7 protein-coding genes are annotated in these 11,906 nt (G+C 46.8%); 3 read left to right on the forward strand and 4 right to left on the reverse strand.

Annotated features, from left to right (window positions below):
• Positions 1–4: 4 nt before the first annotated feature.
• The 4 genes from ACX9NY_RS19575 to ACX9NY_RS19590 all read right to left on the reverse strand — a co-directional run bounded on the left by ACX9NY_RS19575 (position 5) and on the right by ACX9NY_RS19590 (position 6,277).
• Positions 5–1,807 carry a cache domain-containing sensor histidine kinase gene (locus ACX9NY_RS19575; protein ID WP_472474558.1) on the reverse strand — a complete coding sequence of 601 codons (1,803 nt, stop codon included), beginning with the start codon at positions 1,805–1,807 and terminating at the stop codon, positions 5–7.
• Between the two features lie 194 nt (positions 1,808–2,001).
• The gene (locus tag ACX9NY_RS19580) at positions 2,002–2,850 is read right to left on the reverse strand and encodes a GNAT family N-acetyltransferase (protein ID WP_472474559.1); all 849 of its coding nucleotides are present in this window, start codon (positions 2,848–2,850) and stop codon (positions 2,002–2,004) included.
• Between the two features lie 213 nt (positions 2,851–3,063).
• Positions 3,064–5,244, reverse strand: coding sequence for a 1,3-beta-galactosyl-N-acetylhexosamine phosphorylase (gene gnpA, locus ACX9NY_RS19585; protein ID WP_342571854.1), 2,181 nt, complete (start codon positions 5,242–5,244; stop codon positions 3,064–3,066).
• A 13-nt stretch (positions 5,245–5,257) separates the two neighbouring features.
• Positions 5,258–6,277 (reverse strand): glycoside hydrolase family 88/105 protein, encoded by a 1,020-nt coding sequence (locus ACX9NY_RS19590; RefSeq protein WP_339304091.1) that lies wholly within the window; start codon positions 6,275–6,277, stop codon positions 5,258–5,260.
• 169 nt (positions 6,278–6,446) lie between these two features.
• Here ACX9NY_RS19590 and ACX9NY_RS19595 point away from each other — a divergent pair, with 169 nt between their 5' ends.
• From ACX9NY_RS19595 to ACX9NY_RS19605, 3 genes are all read left to right on the forward strand, one after another.
• Positions 6,447–7,394, forward strand: a complete 948-nt coding sequence (locus tag ACX9NY_RS19595) for an AraC family transcriptional regulator (RefSeq protein WP_339258869.1) — start codon at positions 6,447–6,449, stop codon at positions 7,392–7,394.
• A 120-nt stretch (positions 7,395–7,514) separates the two neighbouring features.
• Complete coding sequence (locus tag ACX9NY_RS19600) at positions 7,515–10,646, forward strand: ATP-binding protein (protein ID WP_472474562.1); 3,132 nt, start codon at positions 7,515–7,517, stop codon at positions 10,644–10,646.
• On the forward strand, positions 10,643–11,761 hold the full coding sequence (locus tag ACX9NY_RS19605; RefSeq protein ID WP_472474564.1) for a response regulator: 1,119 nt from the start codon (positions 10,643–10,645) through the stop codon (positions 11,759–11,761). Before ACX9NY_RS19600 ends, ACX9NY_RS19605 begins: the two co-directional genes overlap by 4 nt.
• The last annotated feature ends 145 nt before the right edge of the window (positions 11,762–11,906 follow it).

An 11,906-nucleotide genomic window follows, 5' to 3' on the forward strand; every position in this document is an offset into this window, starting at 1 on the left:
CTCCTTATTCTTGGGATGCCAGCATAAGAGGAATTTGAATGCCAATCTCTGTCCCCTTCCCCTTTTCACTGAATATGTGCACCTGAACGAAATCATCAAAATACATCCGTAGCCGAATATATGCATTCATCATGCCAATGCTGCTAAGCTCGCTCATCCGATCCATACTCGGGTCTTGCATCATTTTGCGGAGCGAGGACAGCTTGTCCTGATCCATACCGACGCCGGTGTCGCGAATGGAAATGTAGAGCGCATTACTTCGAATTTCGAATAATACCTCCACGACCCCATCATTTGCTGTCCCTTCAATGCCATGGATACAAGCATTCTCCACAAAGGTGAGAACGGTTAGTTTGGGTATCATCATCGCAGCAATGGATTCGTCAGTGATCCTGATTGCAAATTGCAGCTTTTCGCCAAAGCGATACTGCTGAATACTCAGATAACTTTCCACGAAATTGATTTCTTGTGCGATGGTAATCAGATCGTCGCCCCAATTGATCGTCTGACGCAGCAGCAGTGCCAGTCTATGAATGACATCGGAGGTCTCGAGCTCTTGCTTGATTAAACTCCGCATACGGATCGTTTCAAGCGTGTTGAACATAAAATGGGGATTCACCTGACTTTGAAGGGCTTTCAGCTCCGCCTGCTTCTTGGAGAGCTCGAGGGCTTGCCGCTCTACCTGCCCCTTAAACACAATCTCAATCAGATTCTTAATCTTGATGACCATCATGTTATAACTATGGGTCAGGCTGCCGATTTCGTCCTTGCCCACAGGTCCCGATATCACTTCAAATTTCTCATGCTTCACTTGATCCAGGTGCTTCGCTATCCGATCAACTCTGATGACCAGTGATCTGGATATCAACCAGATCAGCAGTGTGGGCACCAACAGATTAAGAATGATCAGCAACGTCAAATTAAGCTTGGAATTAACAATCTCCGACAGAACGTCCAATTTCTCCGTGCTGACGAAAATCTGCCAATCCTCGGATACGACGGGAATCGATTGCATGGATTGAACAGGATCAATTGGACTGTTCGCAATCAGATTAAATGGCTGGCGCGTCTGGTTCATTTCGGAATCGTTCGAGAAAATGACCCTGCCATCCGATACGACATATACCTTCCCGTTCGCTCCCTCATTTTTAAGCGATTTGTTGATGAAAGCGTAGTCCAGATCAACCTTTAACACCTTTTCAACCTGCTGCTCCCCAAAATAATCCAGCTTGCGAATAATGCTGACTTTGCGTCCTCCCTGACTTTGCGACATCTCTGCCTGCTGCTTGTCAAAATACGAATAGATCATGATATGGTCGCTTGTGTTCATCAGCGCTTGATACCAATCACTTTTCTTCACCTCATCATCCAGCTTAATGAAGTTTCCTCCATTGACGAAGGTATCATTTCCAACATAAAACGTAACTTGGTTCACCTGCTGGTAGCTGTAATAGTACCTGACCAGATTGTTGTTGCTAAGCATATCATAGTAGGCAGAGTAATAGTCTTCCTGATCGCGATACTTGGACTCCATGAACCGGTTCAGCGTTCCATCGGTATAGAGAAAATTGGACACATACAAGCTATTGTCTATACTGTTTCGCAGGTTGAACTTGATCCTTTGCTGCATTTCATTGAATCGGCTATGCTCCTTCTCCTCAATGTTACCTTTGATGCTTAGGTAAAACACGGTATTTGTGACCAGAACCGGAACCAGCACACAAAAAATGAACAATATGTACAACTTCGTTTTGAGGCTCCAATCATCCAGAAACTGAATGCGCTTACAGTGCATCTTGCGGCTCATGTCTTATCGTTGTCTCCTCTTACATTGACATCCACATTATTATAACGAGTAAGGGAATGATTGGATACTCCAATCCAGGAATTCGGGAGGCCTATAATTCAACCTCCCGATCGACTGGCCCAACAGGACAGATACGAATATCTCACATATTTTCGATGAACCCGATTTGATCCTACATCGAGACGACGATCACGTTATAATTTCAGGAGCATTTCATACTGGCCAACATGATACGTAAAACCTGATTTGACCAGGAGGAAATCTTCCATCGGTTTGAGATGAGATTCCACATTGAGGACACTGATTATTGGCGATTCTGTGCGCTTGACCATCTCTGTCAGGATGCTGCTTGCAATACCTTTGCCCCGGTAATTTGGGTTCACTGCAAGCTGTGGAATATCACCTGTTTTTTGATCTATAATGCCATAGCCAACAATTTTGTCATCCTGACGTGCAACTACATAGCTAAAAGCTTCTGATACAGCGTAGATGGAATCTATTGAATTTTGCCAGGAGGGCTCCACATCCCAAAATTCCTTAAACTGCTCCAAATCAATTCTCTCCACACATTCCACTGTGCAGGCCGTTTTCGGTATGAATTTATCTTTTTCCAGCTGGAAACATGCGAATTCCCTTTGAATTTTGAAGTTTTGTTTACTGTAAAGCTGAACTGCAGATTCGTTGGATTGGATGACTTCCAGCAGATATTGCGCTATATTTTTTTCTTTTAGCAGTTTTCGAATATTCAAGAGCAGATGGCTTGTAACGCCCTGCCGTCTGCATTCTTGTACAACGCCTGTCCCAAGGTCATACGCAGTTGCCTTTCCATTCCAGCTTCGAAATCCATTGATAACAAATCCGACCATTCTCCCATCCTTAAAGGCTCCCATAGATATTTCGGGGTGATACCCTCTTCGTTGGAGCATTTGTTGAAACTTCCAAAAGGGCAGATCCATTTTAACCTGATAGTCGGAGAACGCATCCACAAACGCTTGGTGAAGTGTTTCCGTGCTTATCTTGTCCAACATTTTATAACTGTACATTAGGGCACTCTCTCCTTTGAAAGGATGAAAACAATAATATATTAGGGCTCATGATCCCTATCCTTATTTAAATATTCTACTAAATAGTTTTAACACGATACAGTAATATCCGTACTATACAATCTGCTTCCTTGAGAGTTTTCAGACACGCCCTAATCACTAAATAGACCGCTCCCTGGTTAAGGGATACGGTCTATTTAATCATTATTTATTCTATGGGGATACCGATTTGGTTAAACCAATTTTGGTGATCACCGTATCATACGGCTCCAATTCCATGGTCTGTTTCCCATGCTCTGTATGGATCGTCGTGGACTGAACCTGATCGCTATTATTGATCACAACCAATATGTTGCTTTCAGGGTAGTAAGCGCACTCGGTATACAAGTTATCCGTGATGTACAATGTTTCATGGAATTCATTGCCCGCAAATCGAATCAAATTCAGAAGTAATCTTGTATTTGCCCAGCTGAATTCGAAGGAAGGCAGGTAGATCCCTTTTCCTTTTCCAAAAGCATGTGTGGACAACGTGATCTGACCATTCGTTTCACTCATTACAGCTGCTGATCCATCAGTAAGATAAATGTTCTTTTTCGGAAGTATGCTGGCCCCCTCAGGCACCAAACCATACTCATCACTAACCTCATAGGACCATTTTCCATGAACAACCCTTGCACCTGTATCCTCATCTACCCCAAGCACATGAGCCATTCTAAAATAGCTGTCGTACCCGTGGGTCGCTGTGGGCTGGTTGATCCCCATAAATGTACCGCCTTCGTACACCCACTGGGTTAGGATGTCTACACATTGGTGGTCTTTCCAGTGCTCTCCACCGCTCCATGCTGAACCCGCAGAACCCGCATTAATGACAACATCCACATCCTTCAATACGCCCTGACGAATATCCTCAAAATCAATGAACTGCACGTCAACAGGTAATCCGGCTAATGCCTCATTCACATGAATCAGATCATGCATATGCGTTTCATGAAAATGACCGGACAAGGTCCACGATCTTAACTTGCCCCAGCTATGCAGAACGGCTACTTTTGTCTTGATCTGATAAGGTTTTCCCTTCTGATGGAGCTCTTTCATTTCCCTGAATTCATGGGCAATCTTCTCAATGTAATCCACAAAATCAGGATAAGGCTCAACCAGATGCAAATACCCACCCAGTCCTATCCGGTCGATTGACTCACGCAGCAGCGCACGCCGAATATTAATCCAATATTTCTTTGCATCAAGGGTAGGATCTCCGCCTTCCTTGAAGGTAGGAAGCCCGCCTAAGCCAACCGGGAACAAGTAGGGATGCAATCGAATCTCATGGGTATCAGCCTTAACGCCTGAGCACATTCTAGCCTCATAACCGGAGAACACACATTTGATCATGCCGTCGAATCCAAACTCCTGAAAGCGATCATTGTACGGCTCCATGCCCACCCAGCTGTCATCATAGAAGACATACGCCAGCTTGTCATGCTTGTGCACCATATCAATTAATTTCTTACCGAATTCAATGACAAAATCATTGATAAATGCCATCCAGTCCAGTTTGCGCTGATCCGCAGGCATATGAGTGACCTGATATTTACCGCCATTCACAAAGTCCTCGGCTGAGAGTGAATACCCAAATTTCTGAGCAAACAGATCCAGCGCTCTCGAACTTACCGTGAAATCGTATGAACCCCAATCCGACAACAGATGGCGATTCCGTTCATCACTGCCCCAGATCCAGGCGAAGTTATAGAATAGCGATGTAAAACGTACAACCGTTGTTTCCGGATGGTTTTGGCACCAATTTTCCATCCAATCCAGCAGATAGGTTTGCGTTTCCGTATAGATTGGGTCAATCTGCATCAGATGCTCTTTATCCCAGTTATTCGTCGTATGATTGTACATGGAGATCTCTTCCCAGATCCGATAGACCATGAAACTTACCGTGTATTTATGCCAGGGAGCAACGCCAGTAATCACTACATTGCCAGATTCCCTTTCATAATTCCATTGTGCTCTTGGTACCTCTTCTCCAGTCGTTCGATCATATACCTGCCAATACTTAAACGCTTCTTTGGAATCATTCACCCTGAATTGTTCAGCAAAAAAATCCTCCATCAGATAGATGGATACATAATCTTGTACAGCGACCTTCGGATTCGTAATGAGAAAACATTGCTGCAGCTTATCCAGATTACGGGATGCCCACTCATTATGATCCCGAATGATGCAAATGGTTGAATAGATGCCATATCCGGCATTAATAATCTCGTCAGACAATTTCGTACCGTCACTGTCACGGATCACATCAGCACCCCAGCGATCGGCAAGTTCCAGCGTAAGCGCCTCATAACCGGATTCTCCCGGCAGTGTAAAGGAGCCTTTGGTTAATTTGGACAATTGGGTTCCCTCCCTATCTCAACATATCGGACAGAAAAGCGAGTGCCAGGCCCTGACCCCAGCCTTGAATCCAGTCTTTAGGAATATTGCGATAGCCATCCCGATCCTTCATCACTGCTGTACCGCCAGATACACCAAGCACACGGCCATCTTCGCTAATGTTGTTCAGGATGCCTTCGAGTGCCTTTTGCACATATTTGGTATGCAGTGGGTTGCCGTTATTAATCATTGCCGCTGCAATACCCGCGGAAGCTGATACCTCTTCATACGATTCTACGTCATCCAGCACCGTACGCCACAAGCCGTTCTCGGTCTGTACCAGCTTCAGAGCCGCCAATTGATCGCGAAGAGCACATTCTACATCCATACATTGCGGATACAGATACCAGTCGTTCAATTGCGGCTTCACTTGAGACATTGTATAGGCGCCCCAAGCGTTCGCTCTCCCCCAGTAAAATCCGGACATATGATCCTTGTTGATATTGTTATAACCGTGATACCACAGACTGCTGCTTGGATCCTGAAGGTACTTGATATGCCAGTAATACTGATTCAGCGCATCCTGAATCATGGCTTCATCCTTTAATTTGCTACCTACACGGAGCAGGAAAAATGCCGCCATAAACAAGGTGTCCGCCCAAGCCTGTTCCGGAAAATCATTGGACACGGATACTGTATGCTGAAGGACATTGTCTCCAAAGCGAAGTGCATGGTTCTGGAGATAATCAACCTTGCTGAGAACAATATCCCAATACTTCTGATCCCCTGTTTCTTCATATAAAGTGATGAGCACATGACCCATGGCACATGTATTTACCGTCCAACTTGGCAGACCCAGCTCGATATATTCGTCTGCCCATTTCACCAGCCTGTCCAGAATCTCTTGGTTGCCTGTCGTCTGATAGGCTCTGGATACACCATAATAGGCCACACCGCCGGGCCAATCCCATGTCAGATCCATATCCAGTGTTTTCTTGGTAACATTCTCGATTACGTGAAGAATCTGTTCTCTGTCATATTTCACTTGAAGCATTGTTATTCCCCTCTCCCTGCGCACACACCCCCAAGTGCGCCTTGAGAGGTGTCCGTCCATTTGTAAACGCTTTACTTATTCCATTGTACGCAGTAAAATAGTCTCAATCTAAGCATATTCACAACAAAAGTGCGCAATTTCAATCATTTATACATAGGAGCCCTCGACAATGCCCAAACCGAAGAAACCTGTCATTGAATATCGTCACTACAGCCTGCCCATTGATTTCCCTGTCCTGTTACTCAGTGGAGACCGCTGGAGAATATCCGATATCAAGAGTGAGCATCTTCATTTCCATAACCACATGGAGATTGGCATCTGTTATTCGGATGAAGGGGTCATGGAGATTAAGGGCGAATCTGTACCGTTTCGGGCAGGCGACGTCACGTTCATTCCCCGTTACCTTCCGCATACCACATATAGTTCACCTAATAACGCCAGCCTGTGGGCATATATCTTTTTTTCACCGGAAGAACTCTTCCGCCATTCACTCAAAACAGCCCAAAACCACATTGAACCGAATCTATGGGCGATTCAGGGAACCAATTGCATTCTGAATAAGGAGCAGCATCCCAAAATTCACTCACTCGCAACATCAATCGTAGAAGAGATTAAGCAGCAGTCCCCCTATTATCGGGAGAGCGCGTACGGCTTATTGATGTCTCTATACATCGAACTGCTTCGACTTCATGCAAGCAACGAGAGCTGGTCAGCCCAGAATCAGGAACGGGAACGAGACCTCCAAGGAGACTTGGTCATCTCACCCGTGCTGGAGTTTATCACCAAAAACTATATGATGCCTGTGACCATCGATTACCTCGCTGATCTGTGTCATCTGAGTACAACGCATTTTCGGCGCAAGTTCCATGAAATTATGGGAACCACACCGCTTGATTTTCTGAACAGTACCCGAATTGAAGAGGCATGCAAGCGATTGAAAAGCACGGACGCCTCCATCCTGTCCATCTCCGAGCAAGTCGGCTTCCGATCCATCTCCAGCTTTAACCGCTGCTTCGTCAAACTGATGGGACAATCACCCAAAGCCTGGCGCAAAGCAGCCCATACAGAAGCACAGTCTGCAAAAGCATCAATACTGGAATTCACGGGGTGGGTATAAAGGATTTTGTCGAAATATGATTGCACCCCCCAGAGATATTCGCTACAATGCCGATAGAATACAAGAGATTTGGTTCGAATCTACCAATGGTTCACACAACCTCTAAAGGAGCAGCATTTCGTGTTATTAAAAATTTCAGGCGTTGTCCTGACGGTTGTAGTTGCTGTTACCGTACTGCTCCTGTCAACAATCAGAGAACCCCAATCTGCGGCTCTTCTTGCCCGTCAAGGTGTTATGGATCTATCGGGCTGGAACCCGGAACAAGACGAGCGGATCAAGCTGGACGGTGAGTGGGAATTTTACTGGAACAAGTTGCTTCCTGTTGAATCTGCAACTCCGAATCAGGTTGGTCCAACAATAGCACCCGATACATATGCAAAGGTTCCCGGTTCATGGAATCGAATTAAAATGGACGGCGAACGACTGCCAACCCACGGCTTCGCCACGTATCGACTGGTGCTCCGAAATGTACCAGTTGAAGGAACGCTGGCTATCAAAAAAATGAACATCCGTTTTGCCAGCGAAATCTATATCAATGGCAACAAGCTACTGGAAGACGGACATGCCGTGGAGAAATCAGCGGGATATCGACCGGGAAACTCCCCACAAATCGGCTTCTTTCCTTATCATGGCGGTGACATTGAAATTGTGATCCGGGTGGCTAATTATGATTACACGAACGCTGGCATTCCGGGGCCACTCTTTTTCGGCGAACAAGCAGCCATGCTGAAAAAACATCAAATCAGCACAGCCGTTGAATTCGGCACACTTGCTGTCCTGGCTACCATTTCGATCATATTCCTTATCAGTTACCTGGGGTCTGCGCTCTACCGAAACAGAGACGATTCGCTGCTGCTGCTTGGTCTAATCTGTCTGCTGTATGCGCTCTATAACGGCATGATCAGCGAACGTGTGTTATCCATGGTGAACACGGAAATCTCCTTTAGCACGCTTTATAAATTAAAAGATTTCTGCTCCGTTGCATGCCTGGGTCTGCTGACCTTTTACTTCTACCGATTCAAAACAGGCATCCTGACCAGTCTGCTTACAACGGTAATCCTGATTATCTTCGGAGCTTACTTATGCATGGTTGCGCTCCTGCCTATTTCCATCTACGGACTGGCTGCACCTTACGTTGTCGTTATGTACACGTTAATGTTGCTCTGGTTGTTATATCAATGCGCATCACAGTTTCTGACGAGTGAGAAGGGTGATCGGCTGTCTACTTTCTTGTGGTATGCGGCTCTCTTAAGCATCATGCTGTACTGTCTGGACATTAACCTCTTCTCCATCTCGCTAAAGGAAAATATGAACATCGGGCAGGTCTCCATTGTCCTGTTCAGCATCCTGATGTTGTTTCTGGCGGTACTTCGGTTCTTCGAGTCATATCGTACAGTCCGTGCGCTCAAAGATCAGTTGCTCTTGCTGGATAAGGTGAAAGATGACTTCCTGTCGAACACCTCGCATGAGCTCAAAACACCGCTGAATGCCATTGTGAACATCAGTGAGAGCCTGCTCAAAGGTGCCGAAGGTCCGCTTACCAACGAACAGGCGCATAACCTGGCGATCGTGACGGGTAGCGGCAGACGATTAACCTACCTGGTCGATGAATTACTGGATTATTCGAAAATGAAACATGGCGACATCCCGCTTTACCGGTCTTCAACCGATCTGTACTCGTTTGTCGAATCCGTCATGCGTATGCACTCCTTCCTGCTTGGCTCGAAAAAGGTGGAACTCATGAACCACATCCCGGCAAATTTCCCGCCAATCTATGCGGACGGCAACCGACTGATTCAGATCTTGCATAATCTGATCGGTAATGCCGTCAAGTTCACGGAACAAGGCACGGTAAGCATCCGTGCTGCGGTTGTTCAAGGCAAAGCGGAAATCCGCATTATCGATACCGGTCGTGGCATCGGCAAGGACAAGCTGGAACATATCTTCCTGCCGTTCGAGCAGGAAGCAGATACAGGACCAGTCGTTGCCGGAGGCACCGGACTTGGACTAAGTATTACACGCAAGCTGGTAGAGCTGCATGGAGGAACCATTCATGCAGAATCGGCACCTGGCATGGGGGCCACGTTCATCCTGACTTTTCCGTTGGCCGATGGCAAAGGTGAGAAACAATCCAACGTCAAGCCAATTACCATAGCTCCTACAAGTCATGGTAATCAGTTACTAAGGTTCGAAGAACCAACGATTGTGGAAGGGCATCTCAACGAATGGATCATCGTTGTGGACGACGACTCGGCTAATTTACAGACCATAGTGAATCTCTTGAAGTTGGAGGGCTACAGTTATGCGGTAACCTCACGTTCCCCTTCTGTACTGGATCTGCTCGACCAGCTTCCTGCCGTACATCTGGTCATTGCTGACATTATGATGCCGGACATGTCAGGGTACGAATTGTTGGAACGGATCAGGGAACGTTACTCTTCTTCCGAGCTTCCGGTGCTTATGCTGACGGCAAGTAATAAAGCCAACCAGTTGAAGCTGGCTTTGGAGAAAGGTGCCAATGATTTCGTATCAAAACCGTTTGAATCAGAGGAATTGCTGGCACGGATCGGCGGTTTGACCCGGATGATAACGTCTGTTCAAGCCGCGCGAGATGCCGAGATCTCCTTTTTGCGGTCACAGATGAACCCGCACTTTCTGTATAACGCTCTGAATGCCATTGCCGAATTGTGTGTAGATGCGCCGAATCAGGCAGAACAATTGATTTTACAATTATCGAGTTACTTAAGGCGCAGTGTGCACTTCAAACATCTGGACTCCAAAACCAGCCTGATGAAAGAACTGGAGATGATCGAAGCATACGTTGCCATTGAGCAGGCACGCTTTGGCTCACGGCTGGAGGTCATTATCGATGTGGATGCGGACGTGAACCGAAATATGGACATTCCGCCCCTCACGTTGCAACCCCTGATCGAAAACGCGATTCGGCACGGGCTGATGTCCAGCATTCGCGGTGGTCGCGTCATATTGTCCATTCGTAATCTGAATGATACGGAAACACGTTTCTCTATCGAGGACAACGGAATCGGCATAACCAAGCAAAGAATGGAGGAAATTCGGCAATCCACGGACGGCAGTAACGGCGTGGGAATATGGAATATCTCCAGCCGGTTGAAACTGCTGTATGGCAGACACCTTCAGATGGAAAGTCTAGACGGCGAGGGAACGCGCATTACATTTGATCTTCCTAATCAACGTATTAGCACAGATGGGAACGGGGGTTATGAGACATGATAAAAGTCATCATCGTGGATGATGAGGATCTGTCGCTCAAGCGACTGAATCGTATTTTGACAGAAAGCGGAGAAGTTGAAGTATGTCGTGCGTTTCACGATCCGGAGGAAGCCTGTGAATACGCGGCAGAGAATAGCTTCGATGCAGCATTTCTGGACATTACAATGCCTCGCATTTCGGGTATGCACCTCATTGGTGAATTGCGGAAACATCACCCTTTGCTTTCCATCGTGTTGGTGACCGGATATGAGGAATATGCGGTGCAGGCCTTCGATAAAGAGGTGATCGATTACGTTATTAAACCGGTCACGGCAGAGCGACTGAACCGCAGCATTCAGCGGTTGCAGCAGCAGCTTCACAAATCCGTGACAACGCCAGGGCCAGCGGTGCCAGAACCGAAACTGAACGTTCGTCTGTTTGGTGAATTCACCGTGTTCGGTGGAGCCGGAGCAGATAGCCCCATCAAACTTAGAACGCCCAAAACGGAAGAGTTACTCGCCTTCTTGTTGTATACCAAGTCAACCACCCGCGATGCATTGGCTGATACGTTGTGGAAGGACCTCAGTCCGCAGAAGGCCTGGACGAACATCAATTCCACACTGTATTACGTGCGGCGTGCCATCGGCGACAACAGTGACGTGCCAATCATTCTTAAGGACAGGAATGGCATTCGTATTGACCGAGATACAATCAACTGCGATTTGTACGAGTTTGAGGCCTTGTTCCGCCAGATGCGTCAGGCCTCGGCACATCGTCCAGAGCTCTTCGAGCGGATGGACACATTGTATACGGGTGAACTCCTGAAAGGAAGGCACTATGAGTGGGCTTTCGCGTGGTCCAGACAGCTGGAACTGGACTTCCTCATGACGATGGAAACCGCTGCCCACTATCACGCGAAGAAAGGCGAGACGTTACGGGCGCTGTATTATTTTGAACGTATCCTCCAGATTGATTCGATTCGGGAAGATATTCATCGTGAGATCATCCTGTTGTATCTGTCGCTTGGACGAAGAACCGAAGCGCAGCGACAGTATCTTGTTCTGGAGGAACTGCTCAAAGAAGAACTTGGCTCCAGTCCGGCAGCGGAAATCAAGCAACTGTTGCGACAATCATGAAACAGCAAAAAAGCCCATGCCTTGGCATACTGAACTGCTCCTATCGTAGTCTTCTATCGTTTACTACGACAGGGAGCAGTTCGGTGTTCCTTTAGGCTTGGGCTTTTTGCCATAAATGGACGTTCATTCGTCCATAACTGATGAT

This window comes from Paenibacillus sp. CB74 (genome assembly GCF_055687625.1).